This window comes from Micromonospora sp. NPDC048898 (assembly GCF_043198035.1).
Lineage (GTDB): Bacteria > Actinomycetota > Actinomycetes > Mycobacteriales > Micromonosporaceae > Micromonospora.
In genome coordinates, this window is sequence record NZ_JBICUF010000018.1 from 45,689 (window position 1) to 71,104 (window position 25,416).

Genomic DNA, 25,416 nt, shown 5'->3' on the forward strand with positions numbered 1-25,416 from the left:
GTCAGCAGCGCAGGCGGGGTGGCAGCGGCGTCTCGGCGCCGACACCGCGGTTGAGGTAGGTCGACTGGACGAAGGCGGCGAAGCGTTCCGCGTCGGTCGCGGTGGATGCCAGTCCGAACGAGACACGGACCGCGCCGCCGGTCGGCAGGCGTAGCGCGGCGAGGTAGTCGTCGATCGTGTCGACCCGCGCCAACAACCGCCGCCGCACCGACTCCCGGCTGATGCCGAACGCGCCCTCGCCCGCGCCCGGATTGCAGAAACAACCGGTACGCAGGGAAAACCCGGCTTGCGCCGACTCCCGCGCGACGAGCCGTTCGTCGACCAGGGTGCCGTCCGGGTCGCGGAGGTTGAACGTCACGGTGCCGCCGCGGCCCGCGCCCGTCGTCGGCCCGTACACCTGGACCAGGGGTTGGCCGCTGGCGTGCCGCAGCGTGGTCAGCCGCTCCAGCAGCCACTCGGTGAGCAGGCCGACCCGGGCGTGCACGAGGTCCACGCCGATCGAGCCCAGCCATCGCAGCCCGAACTCCACGTCCGGGATGCTCAGGAAGTTGAGGGTGCCGTCCTCGAACGCCGACTCGTCGTCCATCGACCGGTGCCAGTCGCCCTGCACGCTGACCGCGCGGATCGTGCCGCCGGCGAACCACGGCCGGCGCAGCCGGGCCAGCGCGTCGCGGCGGGCCAGCAACGCACCGACCCCGGTCGGGTAGCCGAAGAGCTTGTACCAGCTCAGACACACGAACTCCGGCCGGACGACGCTGAGGTCCAGCCGATTCGTCGGCGCGAAGGCGGCAGCGTCGACCAACACGTCGTACCCGCGCTGGTGGGCCGACTCCACCCACCCCAGCGGGTGCTGCACACCGGAGAAGTTGCTCTGCGCCGGGTAGGCGAACAGCCCTCGCCGACGCCGACCCCACCGCCCGCCCAGCCCACCACGGCTGGCATCGAGCACGGTGGCCAGGTCCGACTCGGCGACCCGCAACTCCGGCCCACTCAGCGGTACGTAGCGCACGGCCGCGCCGGCCGCGCGAGCGTACTCGCGGATGCCGTTCACCGAGTTGTGGTTGTCCCAGGTCAGCACGAGCGGAGCGGAGCGGCCGAAGTCGTACGCCTCGCCGACCAGCCGACACGCGCCAGTCGCGTTCGGGGTGAAGACGACCGCGTACTCGGACGGGTCCGCGCGGAAGAAGTCGAGCACGGCGCGTCGTGCCGACTCCACCAGGGAGCCGGCCGCCGCGCTCGTGGGACTCTCCGAGTGCGGGTTGCCGTACAGGCCGGCGAGCAGCCGATCGTGGTGTTCGCGTACCTGGGCGCGTGCCGCGACCCCGGCACCGGCGTAGTCGAGGTACACCTGCCCGGCGGTGTCCAGGTGCCGGTATTCGGTGGCGCGCAGTTCGTCGAGCCGGCCGGTGGCGGCGTATCCGGGCAGCGTCGTGGGGGAGGTGTGCGGTGGCGGCTCAGCTCGCACCACGGGTGTCCCGTCGGAGGAGCACCGCCCAGGCGGCAGCGAGGAACAGCACCGTGAAGCCGCCGAGCACCAGCCAGTTCACCCACACCGGCCGGGAGAAGCTGTCGCCGTACGTGGCCAGCAGCGGCGGGCCGAGCGGTGAGCCACCGTCGCGCCAGAGTCGTTCCACCCCGGCGGTGTGCCCCAACCCCTCGAACGCCCAGCGGTTCGACATCGCGAAGCTGAGCCACTGACCGCCGACCGCCATGGCCGGCACCGGCAGGATCGCGCCGACGAAGAGCACCTGCGGAAAGCAGAGCATCGGCAGCAGGAGCGTCGCCTGGGCCGCGTCGGAGACCGCCGCGGAGCACAGCAGGCCGAGGGTGAGCGCTGCCGCCGAGGAGAGCAGCAGGGTCGCGTACAGGGCGGCGAAGGCGCTGCCGTCGACCGGCGGCAGCCGGTCGATCCCCCGCAACACCCCGAGCAGGGCCAGGTCCACCAGGGCCAGCAGCGGCAGCAGCACCGCGACCTTCCCCAGCAGGTACGGCAGCAGCCGGACACCGGCCAGCCGCTCCCGGCGCAGGATCGGCAGCTCGGTGCAGATCTGGAGCAACCCGTAGGTCAGCCCGAAGAAGAAGCCGCCGAACGCGATCCAGAACAGGATCATCACGGTCACGGTCGGGCTCGGCCGGGTCGGCTCGAACGCCCCGGGCCGGAACAGCAGCGCGAACATGCCGAGCACCAGCAACGGCGAGCCGAGCAGGATCGCCAGGGTCAGCCGGTTGCGGACGACGATCTCCGCGTTGCGGGCGGTGAGGACGGCCCACTGGCGCAGCCGACCGACCCGCCGAGGCGGTGGCGCCGCGCGGTCACCGCCACCGGTCGCCGGGGCGGGCGGGCCGGCCGCGCGGTACGCGGCGAAGCGGTCGGGCCACTCGGCCGGGTGCGCCGCCTCGTCGAGCCGCGGGTGCACCTCGACGAGGGACCGCAGGTCGAAGAACTCCCGGGCGGCGGCGGGCGTGCCGGCGAACGCCAGACGGCCGTGTCGGGTCAGTACGACGACCTGGTCGCAGTGGTCCACGTCGGTGATCTGGTGGGTGGTGAGCACGACCGTGGTCCCCGTGTCGGCGAGCGTGCGCAGGACCCGGAGCGTCTCCACCGCGATCGCCGGGTCCAACCCGGAGGTGGGCTCGTCGAGGAAGAACACGCCGGGCCGGGCGAGCAACTCGACGGCGATGCTGGCGCGTTTGCGTTCGCCACCGCTGAGCAGGCCCACCGGGACGGCGGCCCGTTCGGTGAGGCGCAGTTCGGCGAGCACCTGCGCGACTCGGCGGGTCGCCTCGGCCGGCGCGGTGCCGGGTGCCAGGCGCAGCCGGGCGGCGTGGCGCAGGGTGCGGGCCAGGGGTAACTCCCGGTGGATGATGTCGTCCTGCGGGACGAAACCGATCGCGCCCGCCGCGGTCGTGCCGTCGAACGTCACGGTGCCCGCCGTCGGCCGTCGTACCCCGGCCAGCAACTCCAACAGGGTGGTCTTACCGGCACCGCTGGCGCCGATGATCGCGACCAGTTGGCCCGGTGCGATGGCCAGCGCGATGTCGTCCAGGATCTGGCGACCACCCCGGACACGCTGGCCCAGGCCACTGGCGGCGATGCCGACGCCGGTACGCGGAGGAGAGCTGGTCTGCTCGGTCGTCATGTCGGGTGCCCGATCCGGTCGGTGAGGGTCCGCCTGAACATCGTGCCCTGCCGATGCTACTGAGCGGGCGCGCGGTGCGCCCGAAGCGGACGGTCATCGACCGTCGTCCGTTCAGCCGGCGGTGGTCCGCGCCTGCGCCGGCACCTGGAGAAGATCAAGGCAGTTGCGCCACAGCATGTCCAGCTGGGTCGGATCGTTGAGCAACTTCGCGAGCAGGACCCGCCCCTCGATCTGCGCGACGATCGAGCGGGCGGCTTCCCGGCTGTCGACCGCGGGGCCGGCCAGGCCGCGTTCCTTCGCCTCGACGACGACCTGCTCGATGAGGCTGATCTGTTCCTCGAAGATCTCCTGGAGCCGACCGCGGATCTCCTCGGCCTGGTTGCTGAGTTCGAGGGCGAGGTTGCCAAACAGGCAACCGGCAACCACGCCGGCCTTCTGCTGACCGACGCTCTGGATTTCCTCGGTGGCCTCGAACAGGTCCCGAAGCCGCTGTAGCGGGTCGCGCTCGCCGCCGAGCAACTGCTCCCACTGCCGGCGCTGGGTGACCCAGTGCTCGTCGATGACGGTGCGGGCGAGCGCCTGCTTGGACTCGAAGAAGTAGTAGAAGCTGCCCTTCGGCACGCCCGCCGTCGCGCAGATCTCGGCCACCCCGAGCGCCGTGTAGCCGCGCTGCTCGATCAGCGCGGCAGCCGCGTCGAGGATCTTGTTCCTCGCGTCACTGGTCCGTCCCATGCTTTGACGATACACGACCGGTCGGCTAGCTTTTAGTCGACCAGTCGTCTAGTGAAGGTGATTTCCTCATGAGCAGCAGTCAGGGACAGAAGGTCGTTGTGATCACCGGTGCCTCCCAGGGCATCGGCGCCGACCTCGTGGGCGCCTACCGCAAGCTCGGGTACGGCGTCGTGGCGACGTCACGCTCGATTGGCGCGTCTGACGACCCGGAGGTCGTCACGGTTCGGGGTGACATCGCCGAGGCCGACACCGCAGAGCGGGTGGTACGTGCTGCTCTGGAGCGGTTCGGGCGAATCGACACCCTGGTGAACAACGCCGGCGTCTTCGTTGCCAAGCCGTTCACCGACTACACCGACGAGGAGTTCGACCTGGTCACCGGGATCAACCTCGCTGGGTTCTTCCACCTGACCCGACGCGTCCTGCCGCACCTGCTGGCCGAGGGCTCGGGGCACATTGTCAGCATCACGACCAGCTTCGTCGACCAGCCCAGTTCGCACGTTCCGTCGGCGCTCGCGTCCCTGACCAAGGGCGGCCTCAGCTCGGCCACCAAGTCCCTGGCCATCGAGTACGCGGCTCGGGGCGTACGGGTCAACGCCGTCGCGCCCGGCATCATCAAGACCCCGATGCACCCGGTGGAGACGCACCAGACGCTCGCGGGCCTGCACCCGGTCGGCCGGATGGGCGAGACCAGCGATGTGGTCGACGCCGTTCTCTACCTGGAGTCCGCTCCTTTCGTCACCGGCGAGATCCTGCACGTCGACGGCGGCCAGAACGCCGGTCACTGACGCCACCCACACCGGAGAAGGGAGCACACGATGCCGATCGTGACCATCCAGATCACCCGCGAGGGCAGCGCCGCGAGCGCGTCCGCGGCGACCGCCGAGGAGAAGGCCGCCCTCATCAGGGGCGTGAGCGAGTTGCTGCGCGACGTCCTGAACAAGCCGCTGACGTCGACCTTCGTGGTGATCGACGAGGTCGACACCGAGAACTGGGGTCGCGGCGGCCTCCCGGTCGAACAGTTCCGCCAGCAGCAGGCGACCGAGTAGGCCGAAGGCGCCCGCCGATGTGACGGGCAGGATCCGTACCGGTGGTGAGGATCCTGCCCGGAGGCATCAGCGGGTGCGGCTGGTCAATCCGGCCGGCGCGGTCGCGGTCGTCTACCCGGAGAAGGATCTGCGTCCCGGACCTGGCGCGGACGCCCGCGAGGATCTCGTGGCACCGTGGGGGACGTTGTTCAGCAAGGGCATCGCCGTCCGGTTCGGCCGCACCCACGACCGCCGCTACACCGTGCTGCTGCGTGACCTGGTCGTCGCGCCGGTCGCGCCCGGCCCAGCGTCGTCGTGACGCACCACGGCACCCTGGCCGACGCGCCGGAGCTGTACCGCAGCTTCGACCGCCGGGAGCACGGGGTGATCAAGGCGGTGTTGCACCCGAGCTGACGGGCCCGATCCGCCCTTAAGGGGCGTTAAGGATCAGACCTCTCTCCTGGTGGCGGGCGTGACGAGATGATCATCGTCGATCCGGTCCGCTGATGGAGGTGTGGGTCACACCGTCGACCGAGGGCCGTTCCGGTGTCCCGAAGGCGGTGCCCGCGTCGCGGTCCCATCAAGATCACTCGATTACGCCGATCCCGTGGTCGTGCGCCACTCGTCGAGCCCGTCGCGGATCGTGCCTGGTGGCGGGGCCTGCCGACGGCTCCGGTGCCGATCACGGCGGCGCCGCCCATTTGACAACGTTGCCACAAGCAGGCGAAGGTGCCGGGAGGGGCTGCGGGGGCGGCTGTGACAGGCGAAGACTGGGTAACGTCGATATTGCCGGATTGTTACATTTTCAACAGTCCCTCGCCTTGCGGATGGCCCTCCGGCCGCAATACGTTGCCGTCAACAACAAAACCGAGTGAAGGTTCAACCTTCCGGAGGCAACCGATGACGTTGGCGAGGTGGTACGAGCGATGAGCAGCGTGCCGATCCTCCTTGAGATGCGCTCCATCACCAAGGAGTTCCCCGGAGTCAAGGCCCTCTCCGACGTCAACCTGGTGGTTCGCGCCGGCGAGATCCATGCCATCTGCGGCGAGAACGGTGCGGGCAAGTCCACGCTGATGAAGGTTCTCAGCGGGGTCTATCCGTACGGCAGCTATGACGGCCAGATCGTCTACCAGGGGTCGGAGAGCAAGTTCTCCGACATCCGGGCCAGCGAGAGCGCCGGAATCGTGATCATCCACCAGGAGTTGGCGCTCATCCCGGGCATGTCGATCGCCGAGAACATCTTCCTCGGCAACGAGCCGCGCAAGCGGGGCGCGATCGACTGGAAGGCCGCGAACCGGATGGCACTGGACCTGATGGCCCGGGTCGGTCTCCAGGAGGACCCGGACACCCTGATCAAGGACATCGGGGTCGGCAAGCAGCAGCTCGTGGAGATCGCCAAGGCGTTCGCCAAGGACGTGAAGCTGCTCATTCTGGACGAGCCGACGGCCGCCCTGAACGAGGCGGACTCACGGCACCTGCTGGACCTGCTGCGCGGGTTCCGCTCCCGTGGCATCACCTCGATCATGATCTCGCACAAGCTGAACGAGATCGAGGCGATCGCCGACCAGATCACCATCCTGCGCGACGGCCGGACCGTGGAGACCCTCGACGTCAAGGCCGACGGGGTCGACGAGGACCGGATCGTGCGGGGCATGGTCGGCCGCGAGCTGAGCAGCCGGTTCCCGGACCACACCCCGAAGATCGGTGACGTCTTCTTCGAGGTCCGCAACTGGAACGTCCGGCACCCGATCTCCGCCGAGCGCCAGGTCTGCAAGAACGAGAGCTTCGTGGTGCGCCGCGGCGAGATCGTCGGCTTCGCCGGTCTCATGGGCGCGGGCCGCACGGAACTCGCGATGAGCATCTTCGGCCGCTCCTACGGGGTGTACGAGTCGGGCACGATCATCAAGGACGGCAAGGAGATCGTCCTGAAGTCGGTGGCGGATGCCATCGACAACGGGCTCGCGTACGTCAGCGAGGACCGCAAGGCGATCGGCCTCAACCTGCTCGACGACATCAAGACGTCGACGGTGGCCGCCAAGCTGTCCAAGATCTCGCACCACGGCGTCCTGGACGAGGTCGAGGAGTACCAGGCGGCCGAGGCGTACCGCAAGGAGTTGCGGACCAAGGCCCCGACTGTCGACGAGAGCGTCTCCAAGCTCTCCGGCGGCAACCAGCAGAAGGTCGTCCTGGCGAAGTGGATGTTCACCGACCCGGACCTGCTGATCCTCGACGAGCCGACCCGCGGCATCGACGTGGGCGCCAAGTACGAGATCTACGGCATCATCCAGCGGCTCGCCGACCAGGGGAAGGGCGTCATCGTCATCTCCTCGGAGCTTCCTGAGCTGATCGGGCTCTGCGACCGCATCTACACCGTGTTCGAAGGCGCCATCACGGGCGAGATCGCCCGGGCCGACGCCACCCCGGAAAACCTCATGAAGCAGATGACCTCGACGAAGAAGATGGCCACACGATGAGCCGATTGAAGGACCTTCAGAAGAACCTGTTCGGAGGAACCACCTCCAACGCTCGCCAGTTCGGAATGATCTTCACTCTGGTGGCGATCGTCGTTCTGTTCCAGATCCTGACCGATGGCCTCACCCTTCGGTCGGACAACCTGATCGCGCTGTTCCAGCAGAACTCGTACATTCTGATCCTGGCCATCGGCATGCTCATGGTGATCGTGGCCGGGCACATCGACCTCTCGGTCGGCTCGGTCGCCGCCTTCGCCGGCATCCTGGTGGCCAAGTCGATGACCGAGTGGGATCTGCCCTGGCCCGCCGCCATCGTCTTCGGCCTCGCCATCGGCGCGGTGATCGGCGCCTGGCAGGGCTTCTGGGTGGCCTACATCGGGGTGCCGGCGTTCATCGTCACCCTGGCGGGCATGCTGCTCTTCCGGGGCGGCAACCAGTTCATCGGTAACGCGAGCACCGTCCCGGTGCCGGAGGGCTTCCGGGAGATCGGCTCCGGCTTCCTGCCCGAGTTCGGTCCGAACACCGGCTACAACAACGCCACGCTGCTGCTCGGCCTCGCCGCCGCGTTGGCAGTGGTGTGGCGCGAGATTCGGGCCCGCAACACCCGTCGGGCGATGGACGCCGACCCGGCGCCCATGTGGATCTCCATCCTGCGGATGGCCATCATGGTCGGCGTGATCGCCTTCGCGGCGCTGCGCTTCGCCAGCGGTCGCGTCGGCACCAGCTTCCCGATCTCCGGCATCATCCTGCTGGTCCTGGTCATCGCGTACTCCTTCTACACCCGCAACACGGCCGGTGGCCGGCACATCTACGCGGTGGGCGGCAACTCCCGGGCGGCCGAGCTGTCCGGTGTGAAGCTCAAGCGGGTCAACTTCTTCGTCATGATGAACATGTCCGTCCTGGCCGCGCTGGCCGGCATGATCTTCGTGGCCCGTTCGGCGGCCTCCGGACCGCAGGACGGCAACGGCTGGGAGCTGGACGCCATCGCCGCGGTCTTCATCGGTGGCGCGGCCGTCGCCGGCGGTATCGGCACCATCAGCGGATCCATCGTCGGTGGTCTCGTGATGGCCGTGCTCAACAACGGCCTGCAGTTGATGGGCGTCGGCACCGACCGCGTCCAGATCATCAAGGGCCTGGTCCTGCTGCTGGCCGTCGCGATCGACGTCTACAACAAGAGCCAGGGGCGCTTCTCCATCATCGGGAGCCTGATGCGGCCGTTCCGCCGCGACGACTCCGCCTCACCGCCGGACGCGGAGCGTCAGCCCGCCAAGGCAGCGGTGTCCGGCTGACGGTCACCGACCTCACCACCCTGTTACACATCCAGAAAGGCAAGTCCTCACCATGCGTAAATTCTTCGGCACGTCGGTGGTCGCCATCAGCGCCGCCGCGATGCTGGCCCTCGCTGGCTGCGGCTCCGGCCGTGACGGCGACTCCGGCTCCAAGGGCGATGCGGCCAAGGGCTTCCCGGCCAACTCGCTGATCGGCGTGGCCCTCCCGGCCAAGACCTCGGAGAACTGGGTCCTCGCCGGTGACCTGTTCACCAACGGCCTCAAGGAGGCCGGCTTCCAGGGTGACGTGCAGTACGCCGGCGCGTCGACCACTGTCGCCGACCAGCAGGCGCAGATCACCGCCATGGTCACCAAGGGCGCCAAGGTCATCGTCATCGGCGCGACCGACGCCGCGCAGCTGTCGACCCAGGTCGCGGCGGCCCACACGGCCGGCGTGAAGGTCATCGCCTACGACCGGCTGATCACCAACACCCCGGACCTCGACTACTACGTCGCGTTCGACAACTTCAAGGTCGGCCAGCTCCAGGGCCAGGCCCTGCTGGACGGCATGAAGGCCAAGAAGCCGAACGGCCCGTACAACATCGAGCTGTTCTCCGGCTCGCCGGACGACAACAACGCCGGTGTCTTCTTCAACGGCGCGATGAGCGTGCTCAAGCCGGAGATCGACAAGGGCAACGTTGTCGTCGCCTCCGGTCAGAAGGACGTCAAGCAGACCGCCATCCAGGGCTGGAAGGCCGAGGGTGCGCAGGCCCGCATGGACCAGCTGCTGACCTCGACCTACGGCAGCAAGGAGCTGGACGGCGTCCTCTCCCCGAACGACACGCTGGCCCGCGCGATCCTGACCTCGGTCAAGGGCGCCGGCAAGCCGATCCCGGTCGTCACCGGCCAGGACTCCGAGGTCGAGTCGGTCAAGTCGATCGTCAAGGGCGAGCAGTACATGACGATCAACAAGGACACCCGCAACCTGGTGAAGGAGACCATCAACATGGTCAAGGCTCTCCAGGCCGGTGACAAGCCGCAGGTGAACGACACCAAGTCCTACAACAACGGCAGCAAGGTCGTCGACACGTACCTGCTCCCGCCGGTCGCCGTCACCAAGGCGAACGCGGCCGAGGCGTACGCCACCGACCCGAAGCTCGCGCCGCTCACCAAGTAATCACCGCACGGTAGGCAGCAACGCCGATGGGTCCCGGGTCTCCTCTACCGGGACCCATCGTCGTCCTCGCGCCCCCGTGCCAACCGGCTTCGACCCGGAAGGAGGTCTGACCGTGGCGACACCCGTCCGGGCCAGGCCAGCCGGCGTCGGCCGCACCACCGAATCCCCGCTGCCGTCGGTCCCCGGCGCCAGCCAGGAGGAGATCCGGCGGCAGAATCTCGGCGCCGTGCTGCGCTACGTCCACCTGCACGGGCCGACGTCCCGCGCCGAGTTGACCAGCCGGCTCGGCCTCAACCGAAGCACCATCGGCGCCCTCGCGGCCGACCTGGTCGCCAGCGGCCTGGTCAGCGAGGAGGCGCCGACCACCGCCCGCCGCGCCGGCCGCCCGTCACTGGTGGTCAGTCCCCGCTCCGACCGGGTCTACGCCCACGCGTTGAGCATCGACGCGGACCGGCTACGTGCCGCCCGGGTCGGCCTCGGTGGGCAGATCCTCGACCGGCGGGAGATCCCGCGACCCAGTGGCATGTCGGCCATCGACGCCGTCGGACCCCTCACCGGCCTGGTCCGGGACATGGAACGGTCCGTGGCCACCGACGCGCTGCTGGTCGGCGGCGCCGCCGCGGTCACCGACACCACCCGCGACCCGGACGGCCGGATCCGGGTCGCCAGCCTCGACGAGACACTCGCCGTCACGCTCGATGCGGAGTTCACGGGAGCACCCGGCTTCGTGGCCGGTGACCTGGCCGACATCGCCGGGCTGGCCGAGCATGTCCGGGGCGTGGCGGTGGGCATCGACGACGTCATCTACCTGCACGGCGACCTCGGCATCAGCGCCGGCATCATCGTCGGTGGCCGACTGGTGATCGGCCACCGTGGTCACAGCGGCAAGGTCGGCCACATGGTCGTCAACCCGAACGGTCTGCCCTGCGGCTGCGGCTCACGAGGCTGCTGGGAGACCGAGATCTCCGAGGCCGCGCTGTTGCGGCACGCCGGCCGTGACCCGAGCGACCGCGCGGCGGTGGCCGAGGTCCTGCGCGCGGCGGCGGACGGCGACCGAACCGCCCGCGCCGCGGTCGAGCAGGTCGCCGAGTGGCTCGGCTTCGGGGTGGCCAACCTGGTCAACGTGGTCAACCCGGACGCGGTGGTGTTCGGCGGGTCGCTGCGCGACATCTTCACCGCCGGGGCGGACGTCGTCCGCGGGCGGTTGGACACCATGCCGCTGCCCGCCTCCCGCGAGCACCTGCGGCTGCGGGCCGCGGCACTCGGCCGCGACGCCGTCCTGATCGGCGCCGCCGAGTTGGCCTTCGACAAACTCCTTGCCGACCCGCTGAACGTCGGCGTGGCTGGCCAGGTCGGGCCCACCGAGTAGTCACCACTCGGCCACGCCGCGCCAACCAGGCCGCGAACGAGCTGTGCCGCCGCAACCACCCGCCGGGCAGCTGGCTCCGGAACGGGTGGTGTCTGCCATGACCTTCCTGTTTTCCGCCGTCCCCGTGCTGACCGCGAGCTTCCCGTACTGTCTACCGTATGTTGTACGGTAGAACTGACCGAGGACGATTCGGGAGGGAGCACTGTGCCGACAAGAGGTGACGCGATAGTGGCCGACGGGCTGCGTAAGCGGTATCGGGACCGCCACGCGCTGGACGGCTTCGACCTGCGGGTGGCGCCGGGGACGGTGTGCGGCCTGCTCGGCCCGAACGGGGCCGGCAAGACCACCTCGGTACGCATCCTGTCCACCCTGCTGCGCCTGGACGAGGGGCGTGCCGAGGTCGCCGGGTTCGACGTGACGCGCCAGCCCGACCAGGTGCGCTACCGCATCGGGCTGGTGGGTCAGCATCCCGCACTCGACGAGGCGCTGAGCGGCCGGCAGAACCTGGTGCTCTTCGGCCGGCTGTTCCATCTGGGTCGCCACCGCGCCCGGCAGCGAGCGGTCGAGCTGCTGGACCGCTTCGGTCTCGCCGACGCGGCCGAGCAGCCGGTCCGCACGTACTCGGGCGGCATGCGCCGCCGGCTCGACCTGGCGGCCGGCATGATCCTGGCACCCGCCGTCCTCTTCCTCGACGAGCCCACCACCGGTCTGGATCCGCGTGGGCGCAACGAGGTGTGGCAGGCGGTCCGGGAGTTGGTGCGCACCGGCACCACCGTGCTACTCACCACCCAGCACCTGGACGAGGCCGACCAACTCGCCGACCGGATCTCGGTGGTCGAGGCCGGCCGGGTGATCGCCGAGGGCACCCCCGACGACCTCAAGACCCGGCTCGGTGGCGACCGGATCGAGGTGGTCGTCGCCGCCCCGACCGACCTCGCCGTCGCCGTCGCCCAGGTACGCCGGGTCGCCGGCGACGAACCGACCGTCGACGCGGACCGGCGGACGGTGAGCGTCCGGGTCGGCCACCGGGCCGGCGCGCTCGTCGACGTGTTGCGGGCGCTGGACGCCGTGCACGTCCCGGTGGCGGACGTCGCGCTGCGTCGCCCCACCCTGGACGACGTCTTCCTGCACCTCACCGGGCAGCGGACCGGCACCGCCGAGGAGGTGGCCGCATGAGCGTGGCCAGCACGCCCGTCGCGGCGGTGGACCTGACGCCCGGCCGGCCCACCCTCCTGGCCGACAGCGCCACGCTGATCTGGCGTGGTCTGGCCCGGTGGCGACGCGATCCCGGTCCGCTGATCGCCGCACTCGGCTTCGACATCCTGATCGTGCTGATGTTCGCCTACCTGTTCGGTGGCGCGTTGCAGGTGCCCGGCGGCGGCAGCTACCGGGAGTTCCTGATGCCCGGCATGTACGTGATGACAATGGTCTTCGGCATCAGCCTCACCACGATCGCCGTCGCCGAGGACCTGGAGCGTGGGGTGACCGACCGGCTCCGGTCGATGCCCGTCGCACCGCTGGCCCCGTTGGCGGCCCGGGCCGTGGCCGACATGCTGTTCGCGCTGGTCACCCTCGCGGTCCTGCTGCTGACCGGTCTCGCCGTCGGGTGGCGGGCGCACGGCGGGGGCGGTGCCACGCTGGCGGCGGTGGGGCTGATCCTGCTGCTGCGATTCGCCCTGATCTGGGTCGGCATCTTCCTCGGGCTGGTCACCCGCGGGCAGACGGCCGTGGTGGCCGTGCAGACCCTGGAGTTCCCGCTCGGCTTCCTGTCCAACGCGTTCGTCGCACCGTCCACCATGCCCGCGTGGCTCGGCGCGGTGGCCGCCTGGAACCCGCTCTCGGCGACCGTCGGCGCCACCCGCGAGTTGTTCGGCAACCCCGGCTGGGGTGGTGACTCCTGGGCGGCGCAGCACTACCCGTGGCTGGCGGTGCTCTGGCCGGTCGTCCTGGTCGCGGTCTTCCTGCCGCTCTCGGTCGCCCGCTACCGGCGACTGGCCGGCTGACCCGCCCGACGGACGCGCCCCCGGTGGTCGACCCCCCGGGGGCGCGGTCGGTCAACCGGCCGGCCGCAACACCCGGCCGGGGCCGGCGGCGTTGTCGGCGACGGCCTGGCTGCGCTGTGTGCCGGTGACGCAGACGTCGTCGCCGAGGAACGCCTCCCGCCACACGTACCCGGCGACGCAGGTGTGCGGGCCGTACGGGCCACTGACCCAGCGGCTCGTGGCGACCGCGTTGTCCGCCAGCACCTGGGAGCGGGTCGTGCCGCTGACGCAGACGTAGTCGGACTGGTCGGCGTCGCGCCAGACGTAGCCGCTGACGCAGGTGTTCGGGCCGGACACCAGGCGGGCCGGATTACGCCGGGACGGGGCGGCGGCGTTGTCCGCGGCGGCCTGGCTGCGCTGCGCCCCGGTGACGCAGACGTCGTCCCCGGCGTACGCCTCCCGCCACACGTACCCGGCGACGCAGGTGTGCGGGCCGTACGGGCCGCTCACCCAGCGGCTCGCGGCGGCGGCGTTGTCCGCCCACACCTGGCTGCGGGTGGCACCTGTGACACAGACGAGGTCGCCGGCACGGGCCTCGCGCCAGACGTACCCCTGCAGGCAGCGGTTGACGACGTCGGTGGTCACCGTCACCGACGCGTTGTTGCCGGAGAGCCAGTTCACGCCGATCTGCACACCGTTGGCGTTGAGCGACTGGGCCGGGCCGCCGCCGGGCCCGGTACGCAGCAGGGTGGGGGTGCCGTTGCGGACCTCGTGCAACAGCACGGTGTCGGCGGGGATGCCGGCGCTCCAGCCGGTCTTGCGGCGGAACTCGACTGTGTAGTAGCGGAACAGGTCGGCCGGGTCGAACGGGATCCGGATCAGCTGCGTGCCGCTCGCGGCGGGCACCTCCAGCGGGGCCAGCGTGACGGTGCGCGAGCCGACCCCGTCGGCGGCCATGGTGAGGATCCGGTTCTTCGGCAGCCAGCCCAACTCGTCGCGGTGCGGCCCGTTGAGCCCGACCGCGCTCGTGCCGTAGTTCGCGGTGGTGAACGCGTGGATGTTCATCGCGCTCATCTCGTCCCACGGGTCGTCGTACTCGCCCGGTTGGGACCAGGGCGCGTTCTGGTACGTCGTGTCGTTGGAGAACGAGTGGCCCAGGTTGTAGCCGTGCAGCATCTCGTGCGCGGCGAAGCCGACGTTCCAGGCACCCGGGTCGAGCAGCACCCGGCCGCCGGCCGCGCCGGAATCCACCCAGTCGTTGAGCATGACCGCGATCCGGTTGCCGGCGGGGACCGCGTAGCCGGCGGTGGCCGCGGTGTCCACGCAGCGCTGGATCCGGGTCCACCTGTCGATCGACTGGAACTGCGCCAACGTGTACGGCATCGGGTACCAGCCCCGCACCACCGAGCCGGCCAGCGACACCCGCCCGCCGGACTGGTCGGCGAGGTAGTCCGCCACGCCGCCGGTGCCGACCCCGGCCGCGGTGAGGAAGTTGGCGAAGTGCGACGGCGGTTGTGGCTCCGCCGGCTTGTCGCTGAACTTGCACAGCAGCACCGACCAGGCGGTGGCGTTGCGGATCGGGCTGGCCGTCGCCGGCGAGGGCGACAACGCCACCGCGCCCGACACGGCGCAGCCGAGCGCCACGGCCGACGCGGCGACCCGACGGAGGATTCTGGACTTCACGCGCGCTCCCATCCCGGTGGCCCGGCCAACCCGGGCCCGGAGTCCACATCGGAGCACCGAGGGCGAGTGGATCGGCACGTTGAGTCGCGTAGGCGACGGGCCGGAATCCGACTGCGCGGACCGTCGACGGCCTGCCGGACGGGTGATCGCCGAGCCCCGTGGCCCCGGCGATCACCCGTCGAGCGGCTACGCGATCCGACGCACCCGGCGGATGGCGAGGTAGAGCAGGAGCACGGCCAGGGCGACGAAGATGCCGGTCTCGATCCCCTGGAAGAGCCAGAACCGGTCCGCCGGCTGGTACAGCTGCCAGTTGTACGCGCCCGGCTCAAGCCCCAGCTCGGCTCCGCAGACCCGACCGTCCGGCCCCTTACCGCCCGGCGGACACTGGATCCGGCCGCCCTCCGCGATCATCGTCCCGTCGGGGTTCCGCACGCCCTGGGCGAGGACCCAGTCCCCCCGGCTGATCTCCGGTGGGCCTTCCCCCTCGATCGGGAACGTCTGGGTGCGGGCCGGCTGGTAGTGCCGTCGGGCCAGCAACTCCACCGCCGCCCGTACGCCGATGTAGCCGGCCAGGGTGATGCCCATGGCGGGCAGCATCCGCTTCCAGACCGTGCCGGCGAAGACGCCCAGCGCCACGGCGAACAGGGTGTAACCGATCGGGACGATGCCCTGCAGGTCGAAAACGATCATGCCGAACCGGCCCTCGTGCGCGGCCGTGGTGAGCGGGTCGACCCACCAGGACATGCCCAGCCCGTAGACCGTCGCGAGGGCCAGGACGGCCGCGCTCACCAACCCGAACTTCACCAGGGCCCAGCGGGTCCGGCCGACACCCTGGGTCCAGACGAACCGGTGCGTGCCGTGCTCCACCTCGCGGGCGACAAGCGGCGCACCCCAGAAGAGGCCGACAAGCGCCGGAAGGGTGATCAGCAGTACAGCCACCAGACTGAGACTGGAGTACTGGTCGCCGAAGCGTCGGAAGCCCGCATCGCAGGTCTCCCGGGTCGTCTGCGCCACGTCGGCGCGGGCGAGTTGGCTGGCGCAGTCGGTCAGCCCGAGGTCGGCGTAGCTGTTCCGCATCGCCAGGCCGATGGGCACCAGCAGAGCGGCCAGCGCCGCGAGCCCCAGCAATGTGTAGAACGCCTGCTTGCGGTGTTGCCGCCAGGTCAACCAGATCATGCTGCCACTCCCCACTCGCTGTGCCTGGTCTGCGTGGTGCCGTCGGCCAGGTAGGCCAGCACGACGTCCTCCAGGCTGACCTCGCGGACCGTCCAGGCCGGGTCGGTGACCGGGCCGTCGGTGCGGACCAGCAGCGTGGACTGCCGGTCGGTGTGACTGGCCCGGACCACGGCGGCGACGCCCCCGATGACGCCGCCGTCGTGCCGGGGCCCGATCAGTTGACGGTGCTCGGCGACCAGGTCGTCGACCGCGCCGGTGAGCTGCACCTGGGCGGAGTTGAGCACGATCAGGTAGTCGCAGACCCGTTCCAGGTCGGCCAGCAGGTGCGAGGACAGCAGGACTGTGGTGCCGGACTCCGCGACGCTGCCCATCAGCGACTGGAGGAACTCCCGTCGGGCCAGGGGGTCGAGGCTGGCGACCGGCTCGTCGAGCAGCAGCAGCCGGGGCTGCTTGGCCAACGCGAGGGCGAGCGCGACCTGCGCCCGTTGGCCGCCGGAGAGCTTGCCGACCGGACGGTCCGGGGGGATGCCGAGCTGCGCCAGTCGCTGGCGGGCCAGCATCGCGTCCCACCGCTTGTTCAGCTTGCCGCCGGCGATGACCAACTCGGCGGCGGTGAGGTCCCGGTACAGCGGGGTGTCCTGGGCGACGAACCCGATGTCGGCCAGGCCCTGCGTGTCGCCGTACGGGGATCTGCCGAACACGCGCACCTCGCCCGCGTCGGGCTTGAGCAACCCGACGGCCAGGTGCAGGAGCGTGCTCTTGCCCGCACCGTTCGGCCCGACCAGTGCGGCGATCCGGCCGGCCGGCAGGTGCAGCGAGCAGTCCCGCAACGCCCAGGTGCTGCCGTACCGCTTGCCCAGCCGGTCGGTCTCCAAGACCATGTCCATCCTCTGTCCTCTCGATCCGCCTGCGCCCGCCGTCTCGTGGCGGCGCAGCGTTTGCTTCGGTGCCCGGTGGTTGCCTCGCCGCGCTCGATCAGGCGGGCTCCTTCTGCGGGGCGTCGTCGGCGAGGGTGGCGCGCAGCGTGGTCTCCACCAGGGCGATGACGTCCTCGGCCGAGAGGCCCGCGGCCTGCGCGCGCTGCAACCAGGCGACCAGGTCCTCGCGCAGTTCGGCCTGGTTGGGCAGGGACGCGCCGGCCAGGGTGCGCTGCACGAAGGTGCCCACCCCGGGTCGGCCACCGACCAGACCCTCGATCTCCAACTCCCGGTACGCCTTCAGCACCGTGTTCGGGTTGATCGCCAGTGACTGCGCGACGTCCCGGACCTTCGGCAACTGGTCGCCCGGCGTCAGCAGACCGACGCGCAGCGCCTGTTTCACCTGCTGCACGAGCTGCATGTAGGTGTTCACCTTCGACCGGCTGTCCAACACGAACTCGATCACTCGCGATGATCCTTCCTGTTGTCCTACGACAGTAGGACTAATAGACAGCTTTATCGGTGCCCTCGCCGCTGTCAAGCACGGCGCGGCGCGGCGGCCAGCTTCCGTGGTGGCGGCCCGGGTGGTGCGGACAGCCTGGAGAGGGTGCACGCCGGGCTCGGCCAGAGCAGCGGCACCGCGGCGGCTCTGCGGGTCGTCGCCGGTTGAGCTTCGTTGGCCACCCGTCCAGGTACGCACAAGCGTGATGCCGGTGAGTCATCTGATGACTCACCGGCATCACACGTGTTGGCGAACCTGCCCCCGGCGTCGGGCGGCCGGGCCGGCGGTGTACGCGGTCAGGTGCGACGGCCCTCGTCGCGGCTGGGGATCTCCTGGCGCTGTTCGAGGGCGTCAGCCGGGTTGGCGTCGGCCGGCAGCGACGTCACCTCTTCGAGCGTGCCCGCCGGGGGGGGCGCCCTGCTCGGCCAGGTCCGCCTCGGACGCTTCCGGGTCGACGTCACCCGACACCCGGTCCGGCGGCCCGTAGTCGACGGCGTCCTGCCGTTGCTCGTGGGCGTCCGCCTCCGGGGGAGGGAACGTGTCGCCCTGATCGTCTGAGTACGTGCTCATCGGAGCCTCCTGCCCGGCGGTTGTCGACATGCCACCGGGCCACTGCCTACCCGTCGCGGTCGATCTCACGCCTGGCGGCCGTATCGCGTCGACCAGTGGCCGAACCGGCCCGGAGCGCGGCTACGGCTTCCATGGTCTCCGGATGGGTGGCCAGCAGTGCGGCCGCTCCGCTCAGGCCGGCGGGTGGATCGGCCGCTGGCAGCCACCCGCCCTCGTGACCGAGCAGGCCGGCGACCGCGTCGACCGTCTCCGGGTGGGCGACGAGCAGCAGGCCCGCCTGCCGCTGCGGTGCGGCGAGCGTGACCGCCTCCCGTGTCGGGGGTGGGGGTGTCAGCCACGGCGGAACCCAGGCATCCAGCTCGGTCAGCGCCCCTGGGAAGGTGCGTCCCGCCTCGCGGACCAGCAACGGCACCAGCTCCGGACCCTGGTCGCGCAGTGTCGTGATCAGGGTCGGTAGCCAGGGCAACAGCACCGGGTCGGGCAGTCGGGCGAAGGCGGTGGACATCGTCTCGACGACGAACGGCGCCAACCCGGGCACCGGCTCCAGCGCGTGCACGAGCCCGGCAAGATACTGCGGGAAGGCGGGCACCACCAGCGGGTTGGTCAGCAGTTCGGCGCACCGGGCCCGCAACTCGGCCAGCGGCAGCAGGCCGAGCTGGTGTTGGCCCGCCCAGAGCAGGGCGACCTTCGCCGGTGCCGTCGGGTGCGACTGCGCGACGGCCAACTCCAACTGGGACCGGTCGCAGCCCAGGGACAGCGCCAAGCCCTCCATGGAGAACAAGAAGCCGAGCATCGCGGCAACCTGTCGGACCTCCGTCTCCTCCGCGGCGATGGAGGTCGGCAGCAGGGTGCAGTAGTGCGCGTAACCGGTGGTCACGAACGCCTCGCACCAGGCCGGCAGGATCGGCCTGGTGGCCCGGTAGTGGGCCAGCAGGCGACGGATGCGGCGCAGCACGTCCGGGGCGCCGTCGGCGGTGCGCTCGGCGCGGAGCAGGTCCACCGCACGCGCGCCCAGTTCGTCGACCAGCCGCGGGCTGTCGAGCAGCCGGATGGCGTCCTCGACGGCGGCGAGCGCATCGGAGGCGGTGGCGTCAGGGCCGCGTACCGCCCGGCGCAGTCGCTGCTCCAGCACCTGCTCGACGGTGACCCCTTCGTAGCCCAGCTCGATCAGCGCGCGTTGGTTGCGGCCGAGCGCCAGATCCCAGCTCTCCTGGATCGAGCGGTGTCCGAGCCGACGCTCACCCATGATCGGACGCACCGCGTCCGGTGGCAGCAGGTGCCGCAGGATCCACAGCAGGTCTGAGCAACGGGCCAGCTCCGCTTGGCCGGTCAGATCCAGCAGCGCCCGCTGTACGGTCCGCTTCTCGAGGGCGAGGCCGAGTGGCTGGAGTCGGTCGAGGACGTCGCGGGCCAGTGGGGGCAGGGCGTCGTAACCGACCTGACCGACCCGGTCGCCGCCCAGCAGGATCTCGCAGAGCCGCCGCACGTCCCTCCGGCCGGGCACCACATCCTTCTCGATGCAGGTGACCGCCGCGTCGGCGAAGTCGTACGGGGTGGGCCGAGCCCGATTGCGCAAGCCGGCCAGGAGGACTGAGGTCTCGAAGACGGCGATCGCGTCGGCCGTGCTGGCCAGGTATCCGTTGCGGCGGGCCAGCCGGACGATGTCGACGCACCAGCCGCGCAGCTCCGCCTCGTCCAAGCCGTCCAGGTCCGGTGGGGCGGCGAGGAAGCTGGTGAGGGAGTCGCTGACCGAACCCACCGTGGGCGAGGGCAGCGTCGTGCTGAGGCCCCGCCGGCCGCGGGGCGGCGCGACGCGTTGTCCATCCAGCCGGTACGGGGACAGCCGGTGCCGACTCACCGCCTTCGTCCAGGTCGCCGCCGCGATCGACACCGAGCCGGGTGCCAGGCTGAACTGCGCCTCGATCGCCGAGTGGCTCGACGGAATCAGCCCGTACCGCCAGCGGGTGTCGGTGCGTGGCGTGATCTCGAAATCGGCCGCGGTCGAGCCCAACCCGAACTGCTCGACCCGACTGGCGGCGTGGAAGGCGCCGCAGACGTAGAGGCAGTCGGCGGCATCGACGTCGGAAGCGGTCAGGTGCTGACGCATCCGCGTCCACATGTACCGTTCGCGGTCCTCGTCGCGGTCCAGTCGGTCCGACCCGGCTGGGCGCAATCGCCGGAAAAGGCTGCCGATCAGCACCATCACCTGCCGGTAGGTGTCGTAGTCGGCGCCGGCGAGCGGGCGTTCGACGTACTGGTCCCACCACTCCGACCAGTGCCGCACCTTGCCGTGGTGCAGCAGGTACGCCTCCAACTCGGCGAACCGGGGCCGCAGGTCACCGATCTCCACCCCGACGGCGTCGCCGTGCAGCCCGGACTCGTCGCCCGCGTCGGTGGCGGCCCCGGTGTCGCCGTCACCGGCCGCCGGGTTTGTGCGCGGGGACCACTGGAAGACGTGGTCGGTGGAGCGGTCCACCAACACCAGCTCCACGCCCGGGGTCTCCAGCGCGTACGCGATGGCCTGGTATTCCGCCGACGCCTCGGTGATCGGGGCGACAACGCTGAGCGGACCCCAGTCGGCGGGGAAACCGGACAGCTCCGACGCGAACGCCTGCACCGCGACCGGCAGACGGCAGTTGCGCAGCTCCCCGAGCAGCGGCTGGAGATCCTCGCACAGCTCCAGATAGATCACCCGAGGTTGCTTGGCCCGGAGCCGCCGCACCATCGCCAGAGCGGAGGCTGGTGAATGGTGACAGACCGGGAAGATCTCCAGCCGCTCGCCGAGCGCGCGGTCGACGTCGTCGACCATGCCGGCCAGGATCTCACCGAGCGCGTCGGGGGAGCCCGCGAACGCGGAGACCGCATCGCTGAGCTGCTCGCGCAACGCGCCGAACGTGCCGGCGACGGTCGGTGCGGTCACGACAGGGACGCAATCGCCTGACGCCCACCGTCGAGAAAGCCCGCCCACCCGTCGTCGTCCTTGCGTGCCCGCGGCTCCACCACGCCGTGCAGGTACTTGTTGAGGATCGCCAGGTCTTCCGGGCTGCGCCGGGCCAGCGACCCGACCAGCGACCCGGCGATCGTGGCCGCCCGCAGCGTGCGGTCGCCGAAGAACTGGCTGTGCAGGATGGCGTCCTCCAGCACGCCGATCTGTTCGGCGGTGGACAACGCCGACTCCAACTTCTCGTCGTCGCTGGTCGCCGCGGCGGCACCGGCCCGCAGGTCGGCAAAGCTCTGTAGCAGGATGTCCAGCAGGGTGGGTGGCACGTCCAGCTCGATCTGGTGCCGGCGCAGCAGCTCCTCCGTGCGGAAGCGGACGATCTCGGCCTCGCTGCGCTTGTTGGTGACCACCGGGATCCGGACGAAGTTGAAGCGCCGTTTGAGCGCCGAGGAGAGGTCGTTGACGCCCCGGTCGCGGCTGTTGGCGGTGGCGATGATCGAGAAGCCGGGCTGGGCGAAGACGATGTTGTCCTGCTCCAACTCGGGGATGGCGACGTACTTTTCGGAGAGGATCGAGATCAGCGCATCCTGCACGTCGCTTGTGGAGCGGGTCAGCTCCTCGACGCGGCCGATCACTCCGCGCTCCATCGCCGTCATGATCGGCGACGGAATCATCGAATCCCGGGACTGCCCCTTGGCGATCACCATGGACACGTTCCACGAGTACTTGATGTGGTCCTCGGTGGTGCCGGCGGTGCCCTGCACGACGAGTGTCGAATTGCGGCAGATCGCGGCGGCCAGCAACTCGGCCAGCCAACTCTTGCCGGTGCCGGGGTCGCCGATGAGCAGCAGGCCACGATCCGAGGCCAGGGTGACGATGCTGCGCTCGACGAAACTGCGGTCACCGAACCACTTCTGGGGGATCTCCCGGTCGAGGCCGTCGGCCCGCTCGGAACCGAGGACGAACAGCCGGACCATGCGCGGGCTCAGCCGCCACGAGAACGGCTTCGGGCCGGTGTCGACCGACTCGAGGTAGTCCAGCTCGTCGGCGTACGTGACCTCGGCGGGGGCGCGCAGCATCTCGGACATGAGGGGTTGCTCTCCTAGGTGAGGAAGTTCTTCAGCTCGACGACGAGCCTGCGGATGTGGCCGGAGATGACCGGGGTGCCCTGGTCCTTCAAGCGTTGCCGGAACCAGGGGTTGACGCTCTGCTGCCCGGAGCTGCTGACCGAGCCGACCGGGATGACCTTGACGCCGGAACGGTGCATGGCCTGGAGCCCGTCGAAGACCGCCTGGTGGTTGACCTCGTAGAAGTCGGAGATCCATACCAGCACCGTGTTCTTCGGCTCGGCGATCTTGGGCCGGGCCAGCGTCAGCGCCGCCGTGCCGTCGGTGCCGCCACCCAACTGGGTACGCAGCAGCACCTCGAACGGGTCGTGCACCCACGGGGTGAGATCCAGTGCCCGGGTGTCGTACGCGACGAGGTGCACGTCGACCTTCGGCAGCCCGGCGAAGATCGAAGCGAGGATCGTGCAGTTGACCATCGAGTCGACCATGGAGCCGGACTGGTCGACAACGACGATGAGCCGGGACGGCGTCGTACGCCGCGCGGTGTGCCGGTAGTAGAGCCGGTCGACGTAGAGCCGTTCGTCGTCCGGGCTCCAGTTGGTCAGGTTCTGCCAGATGGTCCGGTCGAGGTCCAGGTTGCGGAACACCCGCTTGGGCGGCACCGACCGGTCCAGCGTGCCGACGCTGGTCTGTTGCACCTGCGTCCGAAGCACCTCGGCGACCTCGTCGACGAAGCGTCGGATCAGCGCCTTCGCGTTGGCCAGCGCCACGCCGGACAGGTTGGCCTTGTCGCGCAGCAACTGCTCGATCAGCGACATGCTCGGAGTCAGCTGACTGGCCAGCGCGGGGTCGGCCAGCACCTCCCGCAGGTGCATCCGCCGGACCAGGTCACCCTCCAGGCCCGCGAGGGTGGCACCCAGCCCGCTGCCCTGACGGCGCAGATCGCCGGGTTCGCACCCGAGCGCCTGCTCGAACCAGCTGGCGTCGGACTGCCACCGGGCCAACTGGGTGGCACTGACCGGGCCGGAGCCGGTGGCGAACACGTTGAGCAGCACCTTCGACACCAGCGCCGCCCGGCGCACCTCGGCCTCGCCGGGTCGGAAGGTCGCGGCGTCACCAGGGTCGCTGTCGTCCGGCACGTCGTCGGAGGTGAGCAGCCCCCGCAGCTCCGCCGCGAGTGCCGGGAAGCGCTGCACGACGGTGTCCACCGAGACCGCCGGGTCCAACAGGGTGGCGGGCAACCCGAGGTCGTCCACCACGGCCACGCTTGCCGACTCCAGGCTGGGTTGCTCGTCGCGGTCGAACAGGCGGGACAGTAGCCGCCAGTAGAGAACCTGTCGGCGGTTGGCGTCGGTGGACGCCCCATCAGCGGTCGGCTCGGTCATCGGCGCAGCAACCGTCCCGCGCGCTCGCGCAGCACGGCCACGGCGTCACCCGCTCGGGCCTCCTCCTTGGCGATCTTCGGATCGGTCACGCCGCACGCCCAATCTCCGTTGTGCGCCTGCACCACCCGCCGCTTCACCGTGGCGCGCACCGCCAACGGTTGAAGCTGCCACCGGCCGTCGTCCCAGCGCAGCAGGCCCAGGCAGGCCGACGCGGTGGCGACCAGGTCGGTGGTGAGGGGGCCGGTGGCCGGCAACCGGTCGACAGCCAGCACGACCCGTTCGCCGTCCACGTCGACGGCGAGTGTCCCGTCCTCGTCGCGGACCGGGCTGCCCTCGACGAGCACGGGCTCGGCGATGGCCGTCGGATGCCGGTCCAGTGGGGCGGTCGCGGCAGCGCTGGCGGCGGGCAACAACACCCGGGCCGTCGCGAACGGATCGGCGGGCTCGTCGAGCCGGACCCGATCGTCGGCCCAGCCCAGGTCGCCGCCGCGCAGCGGCAGGTCGGTGACGGTCAGTGCCCGGTGCTCGGCCAGCGCGGTGAGCAGGAGCGGGTGCGCGGACAACAGCCGCCAGACGGCTGGCCCGACGATGGTGTCCACCTTGGCGGCGGCGACTGCCGTGCGGATCAGCCGCGGCTGTCCGCCGCCGGTCGGCTCCAGGACGGCGTGCAGCTGAACCTGCACGGCCGTGTCGTGGGTGTGCACGTCCACGCCGAGGGGCAGCAGTCGCCCGGAGACCCGTGGTGCCTCGTCGCTCTGCTGCGTGCCCTCGGTGAGCAGCACGCCCCGGGCCCAGAGGTCGCCCCAGCGGCGGGCCGGCACCTCCGCCATGGTGGCAACCGGCACGCAGGCCCGTAGCTCCGCGGCGAGACCATCGAGCAGCACCGCGATCCGTCGTGACGCCGGCGCGGTCAGCGCGGCCTCGACCACCGTGGCGGCGGCGGTGAGCAGCTCGTGGTCGACGCCCCGCCAGCCGGTGACCGCCACCTCGTGCCACCACGCTCGGGCGCCAGCGAGGGCCGGCGGCGTGTCGCTGGGCGCGGTGCCCGGGGCGGTCCAGGGTGAACGAGCCCGGCCCAGGGCCGCGTCGCACTGCCCGAGTAGGGCGTCGTGTGCCGCGCCGAGCAGCGCCGAGCGTGCCCCGGCGAGCGCGGTGAGGTGCTCCGGAGTCACCGACCCGGCGGTGACCGCGCCGACCGCGGCGGCGACCGCGTCGGCCAACGGCGTGCCAACCACCGCGTCGGCGACCGCGGTCAGCGCCGCCTTGTCCCGCTCGCCGATCCGGCCCAAACCGTTGGTGAGCGCATCGTCGAAGCCTGCGACCACGTCGAGCGCATCGGCCAACCCGACCGGCACCTCGCGCAGGTGGGCGACCTGGGTGCCGCGCATCAGCGGGTCGCTCCGGTCGCCGGGAACCAGTGCAACTCGGGGAGAGCGACAGTGCTGTCGGGCAGTTCCAGGTAGGACAGGTGGCGGAGGAAGCGACTGAACACCATCGCCGCCGAGGTGGCCTCCTGCTGCCCGTCCAGTCGGGCCAGCAGCTCTGCGCCGCCGTCCACTCCGTCGCCGATATCGATCCGCAGGTAGCGGGCCACCCGCGCCGAGCCGTACTGGAGCAGCGCCTCGTCGGCCAGCGCGTGCAGGTGTTTGCACGGAGCGCCGCGCAAGCCACCGCAGGGCCGGTTGTTGTTGGTGCTGCAGTGGTAGGCGTGCGTGCCGGCGGAGACCGACGAGACGTACACCCGCTCGACGTCCGACCCGCTTGAGACGACGCCCTGCAGCCGACCGTCGGCCAGCTCGACGAAGGGCACCTTGGCCAGTTTGCGGGGCCGTGCTGGCGGCACCACCGCCAGCACGCTGCGCCGCCGCCATTCGGCGCCGTCGGCGTCCGTCACGTCATGCCCTCCCACCATCGACAGAAATCAGGGTGCTGCGCACGCCCGCCGGGAGCCGGCGGCGCTGCGACGACACGATCATGGACTACGGGTACGACAGATCCAGCGGCGGTGCGG

22 protein-coding genes are annotated in these 25,416 nt (G+C 70.7%); 9 read left to right on the forward strand and 13 right to left on the reverse strand.

The window, feature by feature from the left end; translation table 11 throughout:
* Position 1 precedes the first annotated feature (1 nt).
* From ACGFIQ_RS31210 to ACGFIQ_RS31220, 3 genes are all read right to left on the reverse strand, one after another.
* On the reverse strand, positions 2-1,465 hold the full coding sequence (locus tag ACGFIQ_RS31210; protein WP_393249073.1) for an aminotransferase class V-fold PLP-dependent enzyme: 1,464 nt from the start codon (positions 1,463-1,465) through the stop codon (positions 2-4).
* Positions 1,455-3,140, reverse strand: a complete 1,686-nt coding sequence (locus tag ACGFIQ_RS31215; protein WP_393249074.1) for an ATP-binding cassette domain-containing protein — start codon at positions 3,138-3,140, stop codon at positions 1,455-1,457. Before ACGFIQ_RS31215 ends, ACGFIQ_RS31210 begins: the two co-directional genes overlap by 11 nt.
* 111 nt (positions 3,141-3,251) lie before the next feature.
* A complete protein-coding gene (locus ACGFIQ_RS31220) occupies positions 3,252-3,872 on the reverse strand; it encodes a TetR family transcriptional regulator C-terminal domain-containing protein (RefSeq protein ID WP_393249075.1) in 621 nt (206 codons plus the stop codon).
* A 68-nt stretch (positions 3,873-3,940) separates the two neighbouring features.
* Between ACGFIQ_RS31220 and ACGFIQ_RS31225 the strand changes: the two genes are divergently transcribed.
* The 9 genes from ACGFIQ_RS31225 to ACGFIQ_RS31265 all read left to right on the forward strand — a co-directional run bounded on the left by ACGFIQ_RS31225 (position 3,941) and on the right by ACGFIQ_RS31265 (position 13,185).
* A complete protein-coding gene (locus ACGFIQ_RS31225) occupies positions 3,941-4,657 on the forward strand; it encodes an SDR family NAD(P)-dependent oxidoreductase (RefSeq protein ID WP_393249076.1) in 717 nt (238 codons plus the stop codon).
* Positions 4,658-4,687: 30 nt separating this feature from the next.
* Positions 4,688-4,918 (forward strand): 4-oxalocrotonate tautomerase family protein, encoded by a 231-nt coding sequence (locus ACGFIQ_RS31230; RefSeq protein WP_393249077.1) that lies wholly within the window; start codon positions 4,688-4,690, stop codon positions 4,916-4,918.
* A gap of 73 nt (positions 4,919-4,991) precedes the next feature.
* A complete protein-coding gene (locus ACGFIQ_RS31235; protein ID WP_393249078.1) occupies positions 4,992-5,216 on the forward strand; it encodes a hypothetical protein in 225 nt (74 codons plus the stop codon).
* A gap of 607 nt (positions 5,217-5,823) precedes the next feature.
* The gene (gene mmsA / locus ACGFIQ_RS31240; protein WP_393249079.1) at positions 5,824-7,371 is read left to right on the forward strand and encodes a multiple monosaccharide ABC transporter ATP-binding protein; all 1,548 of its coding nucleotides are present in this window, start codon (positions 5,824-5,826) and stop codon (positions 7,369-7,371) included.
* Positions 7,368-8,657 (forward strand): multiple monosaccharide ABC transporter permease, encoded by a 1,290-nt coding sequence (gene mmsB, locus ACGFIQ_RS31245; protein ID WP_393249080.1) that lies wholly within the window; start codon positions 7,368-7,370, stop codon positions 8,655-8,657. Before mmsA ends, mmsB begins: the two co-directional genes overlap by 4 nt.
* Positions 8,658-8,709: 52 nt before the next feature.
* Complete coding sequence (locus ACGFIQ_RS31250) at positions 8,710-9,813, forward strand: substrate-binding domain-containing protein (RefSeq protein ID WP_393249081.1); 1,104 nt, start codon at positions 8,710-8,712, stop codon at positions 9,811-9,813.
* Positions 9,814-9,925: 112 nt separating this feature from the next.
* A complete protein-coding gene (locus tag ACGFIQ_RS31255) occupies positions 9,926-11,182 on the forward strand; it encodes an ROK family protein (protein ID WP_393249082.1) in 1,257 nt (418 codons plus the stop codon).
* 204 nt (positions 11,183-11,386) lie between these two features.
* Complete coding sequence (locus ACGFIQ_RS31260; protein ID WP_393249083.1) at positions 11,387-12,358, forward strand: ATP-binding cassette domain-containing protein; 972 nt, start codon at positions 11,387-11,389, stop codon at positions 12,356-12,358.
* The gene (locus tag ACGFIQ_RS31265) at positions 12,355-13,185 is read left to right on the forward strand and encodes an ABC transporter permease (RefSeq protein ID WP_393249084.1); all 831 of its coding nucleotides are present in this window, start codon (positions 12,355-12,357) and stop codon (positions 13,183-13,185) included. The genes ACGFIQ_RS31260 and ACGFIQ_RS31265 overlap by 4 nt, the downstream gene beginning before the upstream one ends.
* 51 nt (positions 13,186-13,236) lie before the next feature.
* Here ACGFIQ_RS31265 and ACGFIQ_RS31270 read toward each other — a convergent pair whose 3' ends face one another.
* From ACGFIQ_RS31270 to ACGFIQ_RS31315, 10 genes are all read right to left on the reverse strand, one after another.
* Positions 13,237-14,847 (reverse strand): hypothetical protein, encoded by a 1,611-nt coding sequence (locus ACGFIQ_RS31270; protein ID WP_393249085.1) that lies wholly within the window; start codon positions 14,845-14,847, stop codon positions 13,237-13,239.
* A 186-nt stretch (positions 14,848-15,033) separates the two neighbouring features.
* Positions 15,034-16,023, reverse strand: a complete 990-nt coding sequence (locus ACGFIQ_RS31275) for an ABC transporter permease (protein ID WP_393249086.1) — start codon at positions 16,021-16,023, stop codon at positions 15,034-15,036.
* Positions 16,020-16,910 (reverse strand): ABC transporter ATP-binding protein, encoded by an 891-nt coding sequence (locus tag ACGFIQ_RS31280; RefSeq protein WP_393249087.1) that lies wholly within the window; start codon positions 16,908-16,910, stop codon positions 16,020-16,022. The genes ACGFIQ_RS31275 and ACGFIQ_RS31280 overlap by 4 nt, the downstream gene beginning before the upstream one ends.
* 88 nt (positions 16,911-16,998) lie before the next feature.
* Positions 16,999-17,406, reverse strand: coding sequence for a GntR family transcriptional regulator (locus tag ACGFIQ_RS31285; RefSeq protein WP_393249088.1), 408 nt, complete (start codon positions 17,404-17,406; stop codon positions 16,999-17,001).
* A gap of 387 nt (positions 17,407-17,793) precedes the next feature.
* A complete protein-coding gene (locus ACGFIQ_RS31290) occupies positions 17,794-18,012 on the reverse strand; it encodes a hypothetical protein (protein WP_393249089.1) in 219 nt (72 codons plus the stop codon).
* 46 nt (positions 18,013-18,058) lie between these two features.
* Positions 18,059-20,932, reverse strand: coding sequence for a hypothetical protein (locus ACGFIQ_RS31295; protein ID WP_393249091.1), 2,874 nt, complete (start codon positions 20,930-20,932; stop codon positions 18,059-18,061).
* Positions 20,929-22,041 (reverse strand): AAA family ATPase, encoded by a 1,113-nt coding sequence (locus ACGFIQ_RS31300; protein WP_393249093.1) that lies wholly within the window; start codon positions 22,039-22,041, stop codon positions 20,929-20,931. Before ACGFIQ_RS31300 ends, ACGFIQ_RS31295 begins: the two co-directional genes overlap by 4 nt.
* A 14-nt stretch (positions 22,042-22,055) precedes the next feature.
* Entirely contained in the window at positions 22,056-23,405 is a 1,350-nt protein-coding gene (locus tag ACGFIQ_RS31305) for a VWA domain-containing protein (protein ID WP_393249095.1), read from the reverse strand.
* A complete protein-coding gene (locus ACGFIQ_RS31310) occupies positions 23,402-24,793 on the reverse strand; it encodes a hypothetical protein (protein WP_393249097.1) in 1,392 nt (463 codons plus the stop codon). The genes ACGFIQ_RS31305 and ACGFIQ_RS31310 overlap by 4 nt, the downstream gene beginning before the upstream one ends.
* The gene (locus ACGFIQ_RS31315; RefSeq protein WP_393249209.1) at positions 24,793-25,260 is read right to left on the reverse strand and encodes a hypothetical protein; all 468 of its coding nucleotides are present in this window, start codon (positions 25,258-25,260) and stop codon (positions 24,793-24,795) included. The genes ACGFIQ_RS31310 and ACGFIQ_RS31315 overlap by 1 nt, the downstream gene beginning before the upstream one ends.
* Positions 25,261-25,416: the final 156 nt, after the last annotated feature.

Coding starts and splice junctions, on each gene's coding strand:
- ACGFIQ_RS31215 (WP_393249074.1), bottom strand. CDS start 3,140: ATGACGACCGAGCAGACCAGCTCTCCTCCGCGTACCGGCGTCGGCATC.
- ACGFIQ_RS31220 (WP_393249075.1), bottom strand. CDS start 3,872: ATGGGACGGACCAGTGACGCGAGGAACAAGATCCTCGACGCGGCTGCC.
- ACGFIQ_RS31225 (WP_393249076.1), top strand. CDS start 3,941: ATGAGCAGCAGTCAGGGACAGAAGGTCGTTGTGATCACCGGTGCCTCC.
- ACGFIQ_RS31230 (WP_393249077.1), top strand. CDS start 4,688: ATGCCGATCGTGACCATCCAGATCACCCGCGAGGGCAGCGCCGCGAGC.
- mmsA (WP_393249079.1), top strand. CDS start 5,824: ATGAGCAGCGTGCCGATCCTCCTTGAGATGCGCTCCATCACCAAGGAG.
- mmsB (WP_393249080.1), top strand. CDS start 7,368: ATGAGCCGATTGAAGGACCTTCAGAAGAACCTGTTCGGAGGAACCACC.
- ACGFIQ_RS31250 (WP_393249081.1), top strand. CDS start 8,710: ATGCGTAAATTCTTCGGCACGTCGGTGGTCGCCATCAGCGCCGCCGCG.
- ACGFIQ_RS31265 (WP_393249084.1), top strand. CDS start 12,355: ATGAGCGTGGCCAGCACGCCCGTCGCGGCGGTGGACCTGACGCCCGGC.
- ACGFIQ_RS31275 (WP_393249086.1), bottom strand. CDS start 16,023: ATGATCTGGTTGACCTGGCGGCAACACCGCAAGCAGGCGTTCTACACA.
- ACGFIQ_RS31280 (WP_393249087.1), bottom strand. CDS start 16,910: ATGGACATGGTCTTGGAGACCGACCGGCTGGGCAAGCGGTACGGCAGC.
- ACGFIQ_RS31290 (WP_393249089.1), bottom strand. CDS start 18,012: ATGAGCACGTACTCAGACGATCAGGGCGACACGTTCCCTCCCCCGGAG.
- ACGFIQ_RS31300 (WP_393249093.1), bottom strand. CDS start 22,041: ATGTCCGAGATGCTGCGCGCCCCCGCCGAGGTCACGTACGCCGACGAG.
- ACGFIQ_RS31305 (WP_393249095.1), bottom strand. CDS start 23,405: ATGACCGAGCCGACCGCTGATGGGGCGTCCACCGACGCCAACCGCCGA.
- ACGFIQ_RS31310 (WP_393249097.1), bottom strand. CDS start 24,793: ATGCGCGGCACCCAGGTCGCCCACCTGCGCGAGGTGCCGGTCGGGTTG.